Raw genomic sequence first — 17,781 nt, forward strand, 5'->3', positions numbered from 1 at the left:
TCTTTATGATATGAAGTGTATTTTTTGTTTGACACTTGGGTGCGTAATCGTAGCCAAGTGAATGAATATTCGAGCCGACTGTGTCATTATGGCATTTTCTGCTGTGATGTTGATTTTTTGTGAAATGTTTGCCAGATTAAATCCGCATCTCTCCGAGGCAAGATCCTATCACCTTGTTTTGGTCAGGAAGTCGATCGTCATCGAGGACGATATCAAGGATGAAAAATGTCACTGCTAGAAGTAAATAACCTACGAATAGAGTACCCGTCTCGCCACGGCGTTCACGCCGCTGTGACGTCATTGTCACTCACGATTGAGCGTGGTGAGATTGTTGGCGTGGTGGGTGAATCTGGAGCGGGTAAGTCAACGGTGGGTAATGCCGTGATTGATTTGCTCAGTCCGCCAGGGCGTATTGCCAGTGGCGATGTGTACCTTGATGGTAAAAAAATCTCCGGCCTTAGCCCTAATGAAATGCGCAAAGTGCGTGGCGACAAAATCGGGTTTATCTTTCAAGACCCGATGACCTCCCTGAACCCGCTGTTTACGGTCGAGCAACAGCTGACCGAAACTATTTTGACCAACTTGAATGTCACCCAGCAACAGGCCTATCAGCGCGCACTTAATTTAATGGAGCAGGTGGGGATCCCTGAGCCAGAGCTGCGCATCAAACAATACCCCCATCAGTTTTCCGGCGGGATGCGTCAGCGTGTGGTGATTGCGGTTGCACTGGCCGGGGAGCCGGATTTAATCATTGCCGACGAGCCGACCACGGCATTGGATGTGTCCATTCAAGATCAGATTCTCACCCTGATCCGCGATTTATGCCAAAAGAAAAACGTGGGTTGTATGCTGGTCACCCATGATATGGGCGTGGTCGCCAACGTGACCGACCGTGTCGCGGTGATGTATCGTGGTGATTTGGTGGAGCTGGGCACCACCCAGCAAGTGTTAGGCGAGCCTCAGCACCCTTACACGCAAAGCCTTATTTCAGCGGTGCCACGCTCTGATATCAAGTTAGATCGCTTTCCGCTAGTCAATTATATCGAGGAGGCCGGTGAGACTCTTGAGCTTGATGTTAAGAATCACTGGCTGGGGCAAAGCCAAGATCAGCGCGCTTACAGCGGTCCGCTACTGCAGGTGAAAGATGTGTCCTTGCGCTTTATTACTAAGGATTCTCTCTTTGCGAGCCGCCGCGAATACGTCCAAGCCTCTGATCATGTGAGCTTTGACGTGGTTGAGGGGGAAACCTTTGGTCTTGTCGGTGAGTCGGGCTCAGGAAAGTCGACCATTGCGCGCGCGATCACCGGGCTTTATCCGCCCAACACGGGGCAAATCATTTTTGAAGATATCGATCTGACCGCGATTAAAAACGAACGCGCCCGACGTCCTATTCGTCGCCAAATGCAAATGGTGTTTCAAAACCCGTATTCATCCATGAACCCACGGATGAAGATTTACGACATTATCGCTGAGCCCATTCGTTTTCACCGTTTGGCCGAAAGCGAGTCTCAAATCCGCCAAATCGTCGGCGACTTGCTCGACCACGTGGGTTTAGGCCGCGGCGCAGGGATTAAATATCCGCACGAGTTCTCTGGGGGGCAACGCCAGCGTATTTCGATTGCTCGCGCATTGGCGACGCGTCCGCGTTTACTGATTTGTGATGAGCCGACATCGGCGTTGGATGTGTCGGTACAAGCGCAGATTTTGAACCTGCTTAAAGATCTGCAGGACGAACTCAATCTCACCATGTTGTTTATCAGTCACGATCTGCCGGTGATTCGACAAATGTGTGACCGCATTGGTGTGATGCGTAAAGGTCAGCTATTAGAAGTGGCGCCGACAGAGCAACTGTTTACTAACCCACAACACGAATATAGCCGTCAGCTTATCTCATTGATGCCAGAGTTTAAGGGAATGAGCACGGAAGGTTTGCAACCGGCATAGCACGCTATGTCGACGCGGCATTGCGCCGCACCTCATCCATGATGCAAACACAGCAGGGGGCAACCCCTACGCATAAAGGAGCTATGCAATGAAAACAATGAAGAGCAAGATTGCYGTGGCGCTTATGGCCGCCGGCCTGAGCTTTAGTGCCGCGGCAGCGGATATCACCGTCGCTTATGATGCGGATCCGGTCTCACTGGACCCTCATGAGCAGCTTTCCGGTGGTACGCTACAGCTATCACACATGGTCTTCGACCCCTTGGTCCGTTTTACCCAAGAGATGGATTTTGAGCCGCGTCTCGCCACGTCTTGGGAGCGTATCGATAATGAAACCGTGCGTTTCAACCTTCGCGAAGGCGTGACGTTCCACTCCGGTAACGCATTTACTGCTGACGATGTCGTCTGGACCTTTGACCGTTTGAAGTCATCACCGGATTTTAAAGGGATTTTCACCCCAATCGTTGACATCAAGAAAGTCGACGAGCACACGGTAGATGTGGTCACGGACGGTACCTATCCGCTGGTAGAAAACGTCATGACCTACGTATTCCCCATGGACAGCAAATTCTACAGTGGTGAGACCGAAGACGGCCGTGATAAATCTGAGCTGAAGAAAAATGGCTCAACCTATGCATCAACACACCTATCAGGCACAGGCCCTTATGTGGTCGACGAGCGTGAACAAGGCGTGGTTGTCGAGTTTGACCGTAATGAGAATTACTGGGACAAAGACAGCGAAGGCAATGTGGATAACATCACACTGCGTCCGATCAAAGAAGATGCCACCCGTGTTGCAGCACTGCTGTCTGGTGATGTCGATATGATTGCGCCTGTTTCTCCTAACGATTATCGCCGTCTCGAACGTGCCGACGAGCTGCAACTGGTTACCATGCCAGGGACGCGCGTGATCACCTTCCAAATGAACCAGAGCGTGGTGGATGAGTTTAAAGATCCACGTGTCCGTCAAGCGGTGGCTTATGCGGTCAACAATGAAGGTATTGCGCAGAAGATCATGAAAGGGGCGGCCACGCACGCGAGTCAGCAAAGCCCGGTTGGTTACGCAGGCTATAACGCAGATTTAGCGCCGCGTTATGACTTGGCGAAAGCGAAAAAGCTGATGGAAGAGGCCGGTTATCCTGATGGTTTCTCAGTCACCATGATTGCGCCCAACAACCGTTACGTGAACGATGAAAAAATCGCCCAAGCGGTGGCGGCAATGATGGCGAAAATTGGTATCAAGGTTGACTTGCAGACCATGCCAAAAGCGCAGTACTGGCCTGAGTTCGATAAGTGCGAAGCCGGCATGCAGATGATTGGCTGGCACCCAGATACAGAAGATTCTGCCAACTTCACTGAGTTCCTCACCATGACCCGTGACGCTGACACAGGTAAAGGTCAATACAACTGTGGTCACTACTCGAACAGCGAAGTGGACAAGCTGGTGATGGAAGCCAACTCAGAAACGGATCTGGAAAAGCGTAGTGCCATGCTGAAAAAGGTTGAGAAGATCCTGTATGACGAAGCGGCCTTCTTACCCTTGCACTGGCAAGATCCATCATGGGCAGCCAAAAATAACGTTAACATCGAGCCGATCGTTAACGGTATGAACTTCCCTTACTTCGGCGATCTAGTGGTCGAGTAATGGACTAAAACAGGGCCCCAACCTCTGGGGCCCTGATTATCCAATCGCTTAGAGGCACACATGGTAACGTTTTTAGTCAAACGTCTGGTACAGGCACTGATTGTGATGTTTGTCATCAGTCTGGTGGCGTTTGCTATCCAAGACAACCTCGGCGACCCCTTGCGGGAGCTGGTGGGGCAATCAGTATCAGAAGCGGAGCGTGATGCGCTGCGTGATGAAATGGGGCTTAACGATCCCTTCTTAACCAAATATACCCGCTTTGTAGGCAAAGCCCTACAAGGGGATTTAGGCAATTCTTATTTCTTTAAGCGTCCAGTCGTGGACGTCATTTTAGATAAATTGGTGGCAACGCTAGAACTCGTGGCGGGGGCGGCACTGATCATTGTCGTGGTGTCGATACCACTCGGCGTGTACTCGGCGATTCACCCCAATAGCATGCTTACCAAGATAATCATGGGCTTTAGTATCGTGGGTATTTCGATACCTGTCTTCTTAACCGCGATCATGCTCATGTATGTTTTCTCGATTGAATTAGGTTGGTTGCCCTCCTATGGACGCGGAGAAACCGCCAATTGGCTCGGTTGGGAGTCCGGCTTTTTCACTCTGGATGGCTTAGCACACTTGGTGCTGCCTTCTGTGTCGCTGGCGTCCATCATGTTGCCTTTGTTTATCCGCTTGGTGCGCTCTGAAATGCTGGAAGCGTTAGGCACCGAGTATGTGAAATTTGCACGTGCTAAAGGGTTACCCGAAAACAAGGTTTATTATCAACACGCGTTAAAAAACACCATGCTGCCGGTTGTAACGGTTGGCGGGGTGCAAATTGGTACCATGATTGCGTATACCATTTTGACCGAGACTGTCTTCCAATGGCCCGGGACGGGCTTTTTGTTCCTTGAAGCGATTAACCGTGTCGATACGCCGTTGATTACCGCTTACGTGATTTTCGTCGGGCTTATCTTTGTGGTGACCAATACCATTGTCGATCTGCTTTATGGCTTGATTAACCCAACGGTTAACTTAACCGGCAAGGAGGCGTAAGCGATGACACAAACGAATACAACACCAAGTCGCTGGCAGCGCTTCTTAGACTCGGATTTCTTTTATCACTTCAAGCGCGATAAAGTGGCGATCGCTAGCTTCACCATTTTCATGGTGTTCTTATTGCTGGCGGTCTTTGCGCCCTTAGTGTCCCCGACCAATCCCTATGATTTAATGGCGATTGATATTATGGACTCTGAGCTCCCTCCCGTTTGGATGGAGTGGAGCGATCCGCGCTTTTTGCTCGGGACCGATAACCAAGGGCGAGATATCTTATCGACCATTATTTATGGTCTGCGGATCTCTTTGACCATTGGTTTGTGTGCCGTCGGCCTACAGTTGATTCTGGGGACGGTGATTGGTCTGAGTGCCGGCTATTTTGGTGGCCGCATTGATAGCTTTTTTATGCGTATCGCCGATATCCAGCTGTCTTTCTCGACCATGATGGTCGCTATTATTGTTTCAGCGATTTTTAAGGCCAGCTTTGGCAGTGAGTTTTACAGCCAATACGCGATTTTAATGCTGGTGGTGATTATCGGGATTGCCGAGTGGCCACAGTATGCGCGGACCATTCGTGCGTCTGTCTTGGCAGAAAAGAAAAAGGAATATGTAGAAGCGGCGCGGGTAATGGGTTTCCGCTCGCCTCGGATCATGTTCCGTCATATTCTTCCCAACTGCTTATCGCCTATTTTGGTCATTTCGACCGTTCAGGTGGCTAACGCAATCATGTCGGAAGCGGCACTGTCTTTCCTGGGGCTGGGGATGCCTGTCGATCAGCCATCACTGGGGTCGTTGATCAGCATCGGTTTTAACTACATTTTCTCAGGGGCGTGGTGGATTACTGCTTTTCCTGGCATCGTGTTGGTTTTACTAGTACTGGTGATCAACTTGCTCGGCGATTGGTTGCGGGATGTCTTCAACCCCAAAATCTACAAAGGGTAAGGANGGGTAAGGAAAATGGCTGCGAATGCAGCCATTTTTTTGATGGCTGTCTGACAGCTTGGTGATCAGTGGCTTGAGTCAATGTATGACTTTGCTTAAGCTGAGCAGATTAGATTATCAAGGGAGCGACTCATGGGGCGGTGGCGAGGTTTGGCTGTCAGTGTGGTAGCAATGTGGGCAATCAGTGCGCCAGTGCGCGCAGAACAGAGCCCTTGCGCGATTGTTGACCGCCAGCAAGGCTGGCCAATCATTGGTGAGACATGTGATATCGGACAAGGTCTGTGGGGCAACCAAGCCCCCGATCCCAAAAGTGCCGCGTTCTGGGTGCAATGCGGTGCGACGCAAGGCGTGCCATCGCGTCAATTCTATCAGTCCCTGCGTCAAGGCTTGCCGGACTTACCGTTTCAAGTGCAAGTGCGCGAGGGCCGAGGACGTTGCTTGATTGGTCCGTATCCTAACCTAGACGTGGCACAGTTGGTGCTGAAACGTGTGCGTCAATTTGGGCCGACCAAACAAGCGGTGTTACGCCAAACTCGTCAGCCATTGTCGCAACCAGCCGTGATCCGCTTACCGCCGCTGTCTCAAACCCAATCGTCCCCGGAGGATGAAACGTCGGCGCCGATGGAAACGGCGATTACCTTAAGCCATTTTGGTTTACCGGAGCCTGAGGCCGGAGATAAACAGTACATGGAAAAATCCATGAGCTGGCTGCGCGTTCCTTATGCGCAGGCGGCCCCTCGTTGCCAACGCGAAGGCATGATGTTGGCTTCCCAACAGGAATTAGTGGAAGTGGCAAAAGCGACGGATCAGCTCCCCATGCGCTTACCGTACTGGGTGCAAGGCGCTAAGGGGGTGGACGCCCGAAGTGGCAAAGTGGTGACACGTAATGCCGACGCGGCGCTCAATGTCCTGTGTAAAAAGCGGTAGTCTTTACCCGCAATATAAAACGCCCCGCAGTGCGGGGCGTTCTGTTCTTCCTGAGACGGCGAACTGAACTGACGGGCTTTTCGGCGAATAGCGAGGCTTATTGGCCGAAATGCTATGCCGCGGGAGGCTGTTCAGGCAGTGCTAACTTTAACGCTGTACGTGAGACATCACTCGCCGCTTTACCTTGATCAAGCTTATCTAACACATCAGCTAAATACGCATAGTCGCTGACATCCGTGCGATACTCGAGGGCGTTTTCAAAGTGACTGCGCGCATCTTGCCATTTTCCCGACTGCATAAGCAGTTGCCCAAGCGCGCTATGAAGCACAGGGTTGCGGCTATCTTGTGTGAGCAATTCTTCTAGCATCACCACCGCGGGGTAGTTATCTGGTAAGTCTAGTGTCGGGATCAGCGCAATCAAGCGATCATCGGTGCGTTTTTTCAAGGCCTCACGCAGCAGAATATAGGCTTCTGAGTCGGCATTACGCGCCGCGAGATGTTTGACTAACCCTGCTAAGAGTGAAGGCTGGTTGCGTTTGGCTTTGGGGAGTTGGTTCCAATGCGCCAGTAGCCCTTCGGTGCCTTGTTGACTGGCGACATGGGCCATCACGCCCAGCTCGGCTCGCTCGTGCAAGGCATCAAACTGCGCATCATCAAGCAGCTGGGCCTTTTTCAACGTGGGCAGAAGGTTGAGCAGGGCAGACCAATCTTCTAGATGAATATAGGTATCTTTTAGCAGCGCCAGCATCACTGGGTTGCGAGGATGCTGACGTTTAATCGCACGCAACGAGGCTAAGGCTTCTTCGTGCTGACCACTTTGGCTATGGAGTTGCGCACGAGTCAGGGCGAGAGCCAAGCTATTGGCGTTAAGATCAGCGGCTTGCTGCAGGTATTGGTCACGCGCCTGCAGGTTTTGTCGCTGCTGTGCCGCTTCCGCGGCAGCCAATAAGTTATGCATGGGCGCATCGCTGTGAGGGCGGGCTTTGGCGAGGAGTTTTTCGGCTTTTTTCCACTCTCCTTCGCGTAACTTGATTAAGCCGGTTTGGGTTTGTTGGCGCGCTTTGCGTTGCTTACGGCCGGACAACCAGCCTGTTGCGGTACTGCTGATAGATAAAAGCTTTCTCAGTAGCCACTCAAGTGCCCATAATACTGCGATTAAAATGCCAACCAGTACCAACAAAGTCGTGACACTCATTTCCAGTGTCTGCTCGGCAGCGGAAATAAGCACATAACCTTGCTGTCCGGCTAATTGCGGGCCAACCACTAATCCGGCCGCCAGAACAAGGACGAGCAAAAGCAATCTAATCATGATTGGCCTCCTGTCAGCGGCGCAATGTCTCGGCGCAATCGGGTATTGATTTCATCACTGACTAGCGACTGGCTTTTCAGTTTTTGCGGCAGATCGACGCCAATGGTTTGTTGGTTTAGCTCATCAAGCTGCTCGACAAAGCGGCGCGTGGCATTCGCATCTTGATTATAAAAGCGTAGTGTCCAGTCTTTTCCCATCTCTAGCGCTTGGTGATACAGGGTATCATTGCCTTCATACACGGCGCGCATCGCTTGATCGAGCTTGTTCTTGAGATTTTCTTGCAGGTAATAACTTTGGGTGGGCGATAACAAGGGCACCACGTTGCCGTCACGTTTGCGGTAGGTGATAAAGTTATCGACAAAATCGGTAACCGACGTGGTGAGGTTGCGCTTCCAGTCATTGACCGATTCAGACACCACGGGTTTTTCTACTTCTTGTGCTTCTGGGATCACGGCACTGGCAAGCGGGAGGTTTTCGACTCGCTGCTGCATGCTGGTCAAGCGCAGTACAATCCCATCTCTATCGATCCGTTTTACCGCCTTTAACGCGGTGATATCGTCAGCCATCGCTTGGCGAATCGGCATCAAGGACGGGTCGTTGAGCTGAGCAATGCGGTGATCGGCCGCTTCCATCAGGGCGGTGGCGCTTTGGGCATCCTGTTCGAGCCAAATTTTACGCCCTGCCATTCGGATCAGATAGTCGGCTTCAGCCAGTAACCAGTCATTGGGACGTCGGCCTTTCACTTCAGCGACGGCTTTTTGCAAGCTAGATAAACTGCTGTCCTGCTGTTTCAAACGTGTTTGCGTGGTGGCTTTAAGTTGTTCTCGCGCCTGTTCTGCCGCTTGTTTTTGTTGGTTAAGATCTTGCTCAAGGCGTGAGATATGAGATTGTTGCGCGGATACGGTGTTTTGCAACACGGTGGCTTGCTGGTGGCCATGGTAAAATACCCAGCCACTGGAGCCGAGGGCCAAGGCGATGGCGATAGCGCCGAGTAGTATGCCGCCACGTCCCCCCGATGAGGTTTTGCTGGCTTTTTCTGACGCCGGCGCATCGGTAGCGTGGGTCTTGGGTGAAGATGGCGTGGTGGCCTTGCTTTGCTTGGTGTCGGTATTTTTGTTGTCAGTCATCCGAAAGTCCCGTTTTACTTAACCTGAGCAGCGTGTTAACCAGTGCATCATTGGCCACGCTGTCAACGGTCGTAATCGTGTCAAAACCCAGCGCAGTGGCTTGATCTTGAATCCTTTTACTGGGCACCAGTATACGGCATTGGCGCAGCCAGTGCTGTCCGCTCAGTGTGATAAGTTGATCAAAGTAGGCTAATTGTTGGCCACTGGTGATAACCACTGTGTCGATAGCGTCATGCGGCCAGCTTACTACTTGCGATACTAAAGGCTCAATCGCCCATTGTCGCCGATAGGTCTCGCAATAGTGAACTTGCGCGCCTTGTGCTTGTAACGTTTGCCCCATCATGTCGCGTCCACTCTCCCCGCGCAGAATCACCACTTGCGTCCCTGTCACGGCACTAAAAGGGGCAAGTGCAAGCATGCCTTCGCTGTCTTCACGGGTGGGGGTTAAGATCGGCTGCCCCGAGACGGCCTGCCATTCGTTGGCGGTGCGTTGCCCAACGGCGACGTAGTGACAGTCACTGGGCCATCTTCCACTTTGGTGTTGCAAGGCTTGATGGGCAAATGCCACGGCGCGTGGGCTCACGGCGACCAAGACGCTATCGGTAGGCAGTGAGGCGAACAGATTGGCCAGAGAGGGTAAGTCTTGCCCCGGCGCAAAACTTAACAGTGGACAGGGGATCGCGGACAGCCCTTGCTGTGCAAGCTGATCGACTAACTGACTGCAGTCTGGCTCGGGGCGAACAACAACAATGGTCATGCGTCGTCTTGGTAAAGTTTATCCAGTATTTGCCGCGCGCCTTGGGCGAGAAGTTGCTCGGCTAAATCGGTGCCGAGCTGTTCGCCTTTTTCAAGCGGGCCTGTGACTTCGGCGCGCAAAATGGTCGAACCGTCTGGCTCTCCGACTAGCGCACGTAGCCAAATTTTATCGCCTTGAATTTCTGAATAGCTGCCGATGGGCACCTGACAGCCGCCTTCGAGACGGTTATTCATTGCGCGTTCACACAATACGCGTTGAGTGGTGCTGGCATCAGACAGCGGCGCGAGTAAGGTGCGAATGCGTTCATCATCCAATCGGCACTCAATTCCCACGGCACCTTGGCCGACGGCGGGTAAGATCACTTCAGGGGGAATTTCGCTGCGAATGCGTTCATTCAAGCCTAATCGTTTTAAGCCGGCGGCCGCGAGGACGATCGCGTCGTACTGGCCGTCATCGAGTTTACCGAGGCGTGTCCCCACGTTACCTCGTAGAGTATTAATCACCAGGTCAGGTCGACGCTCGCGTAATTGACATTCACGGCGCAGGCTAGAAGTACCCACCACGGCGCCTTCAGGTAAGTCGTCAATACTGTCGTAATGATTGGAGACAAACGCATCACGGGGATCGCCGCGTTCGCAGATGGTGACCAGCCCTAACCCTTCAGGGAACTCAACCGGGACATCCTTCATTGAGTGCACGGCGATGTCGGCGCGACCGTCGAGCATGGCTTGTTCAAGCTCTTTAATAAACAAGCCTTTACCACCGATTTTTGCCAGAGGCGTGTCCAGAATCACGTCACCTTTCGTCACCATTGGCACCAGTTCAACCGTTAGCCCCGGGTGAGAGCGCTCTAATGCGTCTTTAACAAATTCAGCTTGCCAGAGAGCCAAAGGGCTTTTGCGCGTGGCAATGCGTACAGGCGTTGAGTACATGGTTTGTTTTCCTTCTTGGTTCATAACGTCCATCGTAACATTGGCGCTGGGCGACTCGTAATCTCTGCCATGCGGTTTGACGATTTATGACGGCGTTATGGTCATATAGATGAAAAAATGTGATCGGTAGCGTGTTATTTGCGCAAATAATGAGATCCTAACGCGGCAATATGGCTGAGTTACGACTAAGGTAGTAGAGCAAAAAAGTTGATATTGGTCTCAAAAAGCACCTATAGTGCGACCTTGATACCACCACACAGGCATCGGGGTTATTGGCTTTACCCGAGTTGTCGAGAGTGTTACATTGATCACGTTTTGTTATCTGCAATTGGGCGGATACGGTGAAGACAGTAACGTCGACCTGTTGACCGGGATGTCAACGAATCTGGATGATTGCCTTGCAAACATACGTAGAACAGCAAACTGAGCGCATAGAAGCGTTTAACCGCGTGAGAATGGATCGCGCGCGGTCCGCGATGAGCCGTCAGGCTCAAGCTATCTTTGATGTGCTGCCAGTGCTTTTACATCTAAATCACCCCGCATTACCCGGGTTTTGTGGCGACAGCGTGCCTTTCGGTATTGCTGACTACGCGCTCGATGAGACACAGCGTGAGTTTGTCTCTGACTGCCTGATCCACTCAGATACCCGTTTCTCCTCTTTAACTGCCTGTTTAGAAGGCCGTAAGCGCCATCCGATTAAAGGCATGTATACCATGGGCAGTACCGGGTCCATGGGGCAAAGTCTCACCAGTGATCTCGATATCTGGGTGTGCATCGATGCCTCGGTGACCGCAGCTCAGCGCGATAAACTCGATGCCAAGTGTATGGCGATCTCTGAATGGGCGTTAAGCCAAGGGATCGAAGCCAACTTTTTTGTGGTTTGTGAGGGGCGTTTTCGTCATCACCTCTCCCAGGCAATGACCAGTGACAACTGCGGCACCAGTCAGCACTTCCTGCTGCTTGATGAGTTCTATCGCTCTTCGATGCGACTCGCTGGGCAAAAACTGTTGTGGTACATGGTCCCACCAGAAATGGAAGGCTGCTACGAGGAATACGTCGATACACTGGTGGCTGAACATGGCCTTGACCGTCGTGATTGGGTTGATTTTGGTGGTTTGCCCACCATTCCCGCCGAAGAGTATTTTGGCTCGAGTTTGTGGCAGCTGTATAAAAGCATTGATTCGCCGTATAAGTCGGTGCTCAAAGCCATTTTGCTCGAGGCGTACTCGTGGCAGTACCCCGGCACCCAGCTGTTGAGTGTCGATGGTAAGCGTCGTTTCTATGCCGGTTGGGTTGATGTGTATCAGTCTGACGCCTATTACCTGATGCTGGAAAAAGTCACCCGTTACTTGGAATCGATTGGTGACACGCGCCGGTTAGATTTGGTTCGCCGTTGTTTTTATCTGAAAACCCACGAGAAATTGACGCAATCCCCAGCGACTGGCTCGGTCGCCTGGCGCCGTGAAGTGCTGCGCTTGTTAGCGCGTGAATGGGGTTGGGATGAGCAAGCATTGGCTTACCTCGACAACCGTCGCCATTGGAAAGTCGAAGAAGTCCAATACGCGCACAATGAATTGCTTGATGCCTTGATGCAAAGCTATCGTAACCTGATCCGCTTTGCGCGTCGTAACGACATCACCTCCGCGATCAGTCCGCAAGACATCAGCATTCTTGCTCGCAAACTCTACGCCGCATTTGAAGAGTTGCCGGGTAAAGTGACCTTGCTCAACCCGCAAATTTCACCAGATTTACACGAAGCGGATCTCACTTTTATTCAAGTGCCGGAGGGGCGGACGAATGCACCGGGATGGTATTTGTATAAGCACTCGCTTGATCCGGTCGATATCATCGGTCGCGCGCCACTTGAGCACAACAGCTACCTCTCAAAGCTGGTCGCTTGGGCATTTTTTAATGGGCTGCTAACCGAGTCTACCCGACTGGATACTGTGGTGCGGGATGCCGATGTTAACCTTGATACTCTCTATCAGGATGCGCTTTGATTTCAAAAATAGCGACATATTCAGTTATGGCCCGGAACAAACCTGCTTGGTGGGCAGTGTTGACCTCGTTTACCGCAACTCATGGAACGAGGTGCGCACGCTCAATTACCGGGGCGACGATGCCATTTTGGAAGCATTGAAAWCCATGTTGGGGAAAATGCACCAGGATGCGGTGCCGCCAGAGTCGGTCGATGTGTTCTGTTATTCAAGCAAAATGCGCGGCTTAATCCGTAATTTGGTTTACCAACTGGTGGCGGAGTGCATTGAGCTGCGTCTTAAACCGGTTGAGAAAGAAAAACGTCGCCGCTTTAAGGCGCTACGGATTGGCAAGCAAACCCATGGTTTATTCTTTGAGCGTCGTGGCGTATCCGTCCAGCGGTTGGAAAACTCGGTCGACTTTTATCGCTGTATTTCCACCAACAAGGTCAACGGTACGCCAGTGATGGTGGTGGATAATCCGCAGGATGTGCATCCGCCAGAAGTCGTGGATGCCTATGCCAGCGAGGGCTTGGTGCAGTTTTTCTTTGAAGATTGTACCAATGGTTACAACCTCTATATTCTCGACGAGAACAATCGGGTGGAAGTTTATCGCCAGTGCAGCGGGGATAAAACCGAAATGGTGCAGGGCGTCAACCGTTTTTATACCTCGTCCCACGACCGTTACAGCTACAGCGCCAATTTCATTAACTTTAATTTGCCGCAGTTTTATCAGATTGTCACAGATGACAGGGGCGACACCCAAGCGTTACCCTTTAAATGTGATAGTCAGTGGCAGCCACCACGTCCGCCTTCTCAAGGCGGGTTTACCGGGCAAGTCGCCTCATTTAAGTAAACATGAGATCCCGATACGCGGGATCTCATGGGTGCTTTCCCCGCGCCCTCTTACCAAGAGACAGGCTCACCCGCGTGCTTGCTACACTCTTGCTGAACCAACTCCATCAGAATCAAGCCGGTTTTGCTGCAGGTCCACTCGCCGTCTTTAAGAGCAAAGTGGAACCCACCGCTTTTTGACGCCACCCAAATTTCTTGCATAGGCTCTTGGCGGTTAATGATGATCTGGCTGCCATCATCAAATTCCAGCGTCATCACGTTGCCAACGCTCTCATAATCGATGTCGGCTCCTGAGTCATCGATACCTTCTTCAATGGCCTGCATTTGTAAATCGACCAACTGATGATATTCCGTTGTGTTCATCCCGTTACATCCTATTGCTTTTCATGGTTGTGATGCGATTATAGAGGGCATTGACTCGATAATCACTGGCATTCACTATGCGAAAACTCGTCATTTTACTGATGTTCACTGTCATCATGACACTGACCGGCTGTGGCCAACAAGGGCCCCTGTATTATCCGGACGAACAACCGACACAAAATCAATAACCAACGACGACAGGGAAGAGCACCTTGGACTATTTCAATTATCAGGAAGACGGCCAGCTGTGGGCGGAATCACTGCCCTTAACCCAACTGGCCCACGATCACGGCACGCCTTTATACGTCTACTCGCGTGCTACCTTTGAGCGCCACTGGCACGCGTTTGATCGCGCCGTGGGCGACCACCCGCATTTGGTGTGTTATGCCGTTAAAGCGAATTCTAATATTGGCGTATTAAATGTGTTGGCACGTTTGGGCTCAGGGTTTGATATTGTCTCTCAAGGTGAATTGGAGCGGGTGCTTGCCGCCGGTGGTGATCCCACGAAAGTAGTGTTTTCTGGCGTGGGCAAAACGGCCGCAGAGATGCGCCGCGCGCTGGACGTGGGCATCAAGTGCTTTAACGTGGAATCACACTCTGAACTCGACCGCTTAAACCAAGTGGCGGGCGAATTGGGTGTGCAAGCGCCGATATCGTTGCGTATTAACCCCGATGTGGATGCCAATACTCACCCTTATATTTCTACCGGGTTGAAAGACAACAAGTTTGGCATTGCCTTTGATCAAGCGCTGACGAGCTTCCGTTATGCGGCCAGCTTGCCACACCTTAAGGTCGAAGGTATTGATTGCCATATCGGCTCGCAGTTAACCGAGCTAGCGCCTTTTATTGAATCTACCGACCGCTTGTTGGCGCTGATTGATACCTTGGGCGATGAAGGCATTTCTATTCGCCATCTCGATGTGGGTGGCGGCTTAGGCGTGACCTACAGCGACGAGAAACCGCCGCAGCCATCGGAATATGCCAAAGCGCTGTTGGCGCGTTTGGACAATCATCGTCATCTTGAGCTGATTTTTGAGCCGGGCCGTGCGATTGCTGCCAATGCCGGCGTCTTGCTCACCAAGGTGGAATTTCTTAAACACAGTGAGCACAAAAACTTTGCCATTATCGATGCGGGGATGAATGATTTAATTCGCCCGTCCTTGTATCAAGCTTATCAAGAGATCATTCCTGTAGTACCGCGCGACGGTGAGCCACAAACCTATGACCTGGTTGGCCCAGTGTGTGAAACCGGTGACTACTTAGGCAAAAACCGTTCGTTGGTGCTAGCAGCCGGTGATTTACTGGCAGTGCGCTCAGCCGGCGCGTATGGCTTTGTGATGGCGTCAAACTATAACTCACGCTGCCGTCCTGCCGAGGTGATGGTCGATGGTGACCAGGCGCACCTTGTGCGCGAGCGTGAAAGCTTGGCGTCGTTATGGCAGCTTGAACAGCGCCTACCAGAATAAGGATTGGCATGCAGGTACAGTTTGCAAAGATGCACGGACTGGGCAACGACTTCATGGTGGTTGACTGTGTGACGCAAAACGCGTTTTTTTCGCCGGATCTGATTCGGCGTTTGGCTGATCGCCAGCGTGGCGTCGGGTTTGACCAGCTATTGGTCGTGGAGCCGCCTTACGATCCCGAGACGGATTTCCACTATCGCATTTTTAATCCTGACGCATCGGAAGTCTCGCAATGCGSAAACGGTGCGCGCTGCTTTGCGCGCTTTGTGCGAATGAAAGGCCTGACTAATAAGCATCAGATCAGCGTGAGCACCCAAGCGGGTAAAATGCTGCTGCACATTGAAAACGACAATCAGGTACGCGTGAACATGGGCGAGCCGGTCTTCACACCGGGGAAAATTCCGTTTCGTGCTAACTCACAAGAGAAAACCTACTTAATGCGGGTGGCGGAACAGACCTTATTTGTCGGCGCCGTGAGCATGGGGAACCCGCATGTGGTGACTGTGGTTGAGGATGTCGACCACGCTGATGTGGACACCTTGGGGCCGTTACTTGAAAGTCACGAACGCTTCCCTGAGCGGGTCAATGCCGGCTTTATGCAGATCCTGTCGCGTAATGCGATTAAGCTTAGAGTGTACGAGCGCGGCGCCGGCGAAACCCAGGCCTGTGGCAGTGGCGCGTGTGCCGCCGTTGCCGTCGGGATCATGCAAGGCGTGCTTGATGAGCAAGTGACGGTAAGTTTACCCGGTGGAGATTTACGCATTCGCTGGCGTGGGCCGGGTCACCCTTTATCAATGACAGGCCCAGCGACACATGTATTTGATGGACAATGGCAATTATGAATGATGGGGTAGAAGCCTCGACACTGGAAACCATGCCACTGAGCGACGAGGCGGTGGCGACGTATTTAAAAGACAATCCAGACTTTTTTATTCGCCATCGTGATTTACTGACGCAGCTGACCGTTCCACACGGTGAGCAAGGTGCGGTATCGCTGGTGGAAATCCAACTCAAGCGCCTGCGTGAACGGGTGACGGAGCTGGAAGAAGACATTACTCAGCTAATGAGCTTAGGGGCGAAAAACGATGCCCTGTTTCGTGCTTTTGCTGAGGCGCATCAGGCCCTGTTGCGTGCCGACACACCGCAGGCGGTGCAAAAAGCGTTAACGGCACTTAGCGAACAACTGCAACTGAGCGTTAGCTTACGGGTGTATGCGCCAATCGACGGGCTGCAGACCATCTCACGTCAGGCGGTGGAGCAATTAAAAAGCCATCATTTTGCCGGACGTCCTTGTTATCTTGGGCGCTTGCGCCGTGTGGATGCGGAAGCGGTGATGGCAACGCCACCGGAGCTAGGCTCTTTTGCGCTGGTACCGATTAAAGGGGAAGGCAAAGAGTGGGGACTGTTGAGCTTTGCGAGCGCCGATGGCGGGCACTTTCAGCCAGAAATGGATACGCTCTTTATTGAACAACTGGCCTCGCACTTAGCCATCTTATGTAGCCAATGGGCAAAAAGGGGTGAGCGTCAGTGACCACGGTAACGTCTGACCAAGCTGCTAATGCCCCCCGTTCACTGACGGTCCCTCTTGACCGCTTTTATCAATATCAGCTCAGCGAACGGGGCCTCAGTGCCCATACGCAACGTAATTATCAGCGCCAGTTAGATAAGATTGTCGACTTTCTGACCGCGCGGGGCATCGCTCATTGGCAAGATGTAGATGCCGACTGGGTGCGACAAATTTCCAGCCAAGCTAAACGCGATGGCCTTAAACCGGGCAGTATTGCGTTGCGGCTGTCCGCACTGCGCAGCTTTTTCGACTACCTCGTTCTCACCGAGCAGCTCGCGGCTAATCCGGCCAAAGGGGTCGCCGCGCCCAAGCAAGGGCGCCAGTTGCCAAAAAACCTCGATGTGGATGAAATGAATCAGCTGCTCGAGGTGGATCAAGACGACCCGCTGTCGGTACGGGATCGGGCGATGATGGAGCTGATGTATGGCGCAGGGCTGCGTTTAGCCGAGCTGGTTGATTTAAACGTGCGTGATGTCTCGGTACGTAAAGGGGATTTGCGTGTCACCGGTAAAGGGGAAAAAGAGCGCATCGTGCCTTTTTCCGGCATGGCGAAAACTTGGGTGATGAACTGGCTGAAAGTGCGTAACCAGCTCCTCAAAGGGCCAGAAGAGGCGCTATTTATCTCTAAACTGGGCCAGCGAATTTCTCACCGTAGCGTGCAAAAACGTATGGCGGAGTGGGGACAAAAGCAGGCGGTAAACAGCCATATTAATCCTCACAAACTGCGCCACAGCTTTGCCACGCATATGCTGGAGTCGTCTGGGGATTTGCGGGCGGTGCAAGAGCTGCTCGGCCATGCCGATTTAAGCACCACACAAATTTATACCCACTTGGACTTTCAACACTTGGCGAAAGTGTATGACGCGGCGCATCCTCGTGCCCGCAGTACAGGGGCTCGTAAACCCAGCGCAGGCAAAAAAACCAACTCGGAGTCGTGAT

The 17,781-nt window shown here is 52.3% G+C and carries 15 protein-coding genes and 1 pseudogene; 11 read left to right on the plus strand and 5 right to left on the minus strand.

From position 1 onward, the window contains the following. Positions 1–225: 225 nt before the first annotated feature. From BZG14_RS08935 to BZG14_RS08955, 5 genes are all read left to right on the plus strand, one after another. Positions 226–1,944, plus strand: coding sequence for an ABC transporter ATP-binding protein (locus tag BZG14_RS08935; protein ID WP_077608560.1), 1,719 nt, complete (start codon positions 226–228; stop codon positions 1,942–1,944). 88 nt (positions 1,945–2,032) lie between these two features. Continuing rightward, the gene (locus BZG14_RS08940; RefSeq protein WP_077608561.1) at positions 2,033–3,586 is read left to right on the plus strand and encodes an ABC transporter substrate-binding protein; all 1,554 of its coding nucleotides are present in this window, start codon (positions 2,033–2,035) and stop codon (positions 3,584–3,586) included. A 60-nt stretch (positions 3,587–3,646) separates the two neighbouring features. Then, complete coding sequence (locus tag BZG14_RS08945; RefSeq protein ID WP_046074479.1) at positions 3,647–4,624, plus strand: ABC transporter permease; 978 nt, start codon at positions 3,647–3,649, stop codon at positions 4,622–4,624. Between the two features lie 3 nt (positions 4,625–4,627). Next, positions 4,628–5,566 carry an ABC transporter permease gene (locus BZG14_RS08950; protein WP_069360759.1) on the plus strand — a complete coding sequence of 313 codons (939 nt, stop codon included), beginning with the start codon at positions 4,628–4,630 and terminating at the stop codon, positions 5,564–5,566. Positions 5,567–5,698: 132 nt separating this feature from the next. After that, a complete protein-coding gene (locus BZG14_RS08955; RefSeq protein WP_077608562.1) occupies positions 5,699–6,493 on the plus strand; it encodes an SPOR domain-containing protein in 795 nt (264 codons plus the stop codon). Positions 6,494–6,605: 112 nt separating this feature from the next. Here BZG14_RS08955 and BZG14_RS08960 read toward each other — a convergent pair whose 3' ends face one another. The 4 genes from BZG14_RS08960 to hemC are packed head-to-tail and all read right to left on the minus strand — an operon-like array spanning position 6,606 to position 10,618. Then, positions 6,606–7,802 carry a heme biosynthesis HemY N-terminal domain-containing protein gene (locus tag BZG14_RS08960; RefSeq protein ID WP_069360761.1) on the minus strand — a complete coding sequence of 399 codons (1,197 nt, stop codon included), beginning with the start codon at positions 7,800–7,802 and terminating at the stop codon, positions 6,606–6,608. Continuing rightward, positions 7,799–8,929 carry a uroporphyrinogen-III C-methyltransferase gene (locus BZG14_RS08965; protein ID WP_077608563.1) on the minus strand — a complete coding sequence of 377 codons (1,131 nt, stop codon included), beginning with the start codon at positions 8,927–8,929 and terminating at the stop codon, positions 7,799–7,801. The genes BZG14_RS08960 and BZG14_RS08965 overlap by 4 nt, the downstream gene beginning before the upstream one ends. Beyond that, complete coding sequence (locus BZG14_RS08970) at positions 8,922–9,686, minus strand: uroporphyrinogen-III synthase (protein ID WP_077608564.1); 765 nt, start codon at positions 9,684–9,686, stop codon at positions 8,922–8,924. Before BZG14_RS08970 ends, BZG14_RS08965 begins: the two co-directional genes overlap by 8 nt. Then, on the minus strand, positions 9,683–10,618 hold the full coding sequence (gene hemC / locus BZG14_RS08975; protein WP_069360764.1) for a hydroxymethylbilane synthase: 936 nt from the start codon (positions 10,616–10,618) through the stop codon (positions 9,683–9,685). Before hemC ends, BZG14_RS08970 begins: the two co-directional genes overlap by 4 nt. A 389-nt stretch (positions 10,619–11,007) precedes the next feature. On the opposite strand from hemC, the pseudogene BZG14_RS08980 reads away from it, so the two are divergent. Further along, positions 11,008–13,450 (plus strand): annotated as a pseudogene (locus BZG14_RS08980) (class I adenylate cyclase). A 50-nt stretch (positions 13,451–13,500) separates the two neighbouring features. Here BZG14_RS08980 and cyaY read toward each other — a convergent pair. Next, complete coding sequence (gene cyaY / locus BZG14_RS08985) at positions 13,501–13,812, minus strand: iron donor protein CyaY (RefSeq protein ID WP_077457433.1); 312 nt, start codon at positions 13,810–13,812, stop codon at positions 13,501–13,503. A gap of 77 nt (positions 13,813–13,889) precedes the next feature. Between cyaY and lptM the strand changes: the two genes are divergently transcribed. The 5 genes from lptM to xerC are packed head-to-tail and all read left to right on the plus strand — an operon-like array spanning position 13,890 to position 17,780. Continuing rightward, on the plus strand, positions 13,890–14,000 hold the full coding sequence (gene lptM / locus BZG14_RS15905; protein WP_219722564.1) for an LPS translocon maturation chaperone LptM: 111 nt from the start codon (positions 13,890–13,892) through the stop codon (positions 13,998–14,000). Between the two features lie 24 nt (positions 14,001–14,024). Continuing rightward, positions 14,025–15,278 (plus strand): diaminopimelate decarboxylase, encoded by a 1,254-nt coding sequence (gene lysA, locus BZG14_RS08990; RefSeq protein ID WP_077608565.1) that lies wholly within the window; start codon positions 14,025–14,027, stop codon positions 15,276–15,278. Between the two features lie 8 nt (positions 15,279–15,286). Further along, positions 15,287–16,117 carry a diaminopimelate epimerase gene (gene dapF / locus BZG14_RS08995; protein ID WP_077608566.1) on the plus strand — a complete coding sequence of 277 codons (831 nt, stop codon included), beginning with the start codon at positions 15,287–15,289 and terminating at the stop codon, positions 16,115–16,117. Next, positions 16,105–16,806, plus strand: coding sequence for a DUF484 family protein (locus BZG14_RS09000; protein ID WP_235614240.1), 702 nt, complete (start codon positions 16,105–16,107; stop codon positions 16,804–16,806). Before dapF ends, BZG14_RS09000 begins: the two co-directional genes overlap by 13 nt. Then, positions 16,803–17,780, plus strand: coding sequence for a tyrosine recombinase XerC (xerC, locus tag BZG14_RS09005; protein ID WP_077457425.1), 978 nt, complete (start codon positions 16,803–16,805; stop codon positions 17,778–17,780). The genes BZG14_RS09000 and xerC overlap by 4 nt, the downstream gene beginning before the upstream one ends. Position 17,781: the final 1 nt, after the last annotated feature.

The organism is Salinivibrio sp. IB282 (assembly GCF_001995685.1).
GTDB classification, from domain to species: Bacteria; Pseudomonadota; Gammaproteobacteria; order Enterobacterales; family Vibrionaceae; genus Salinivibrio; species Salinivibrio kushneri.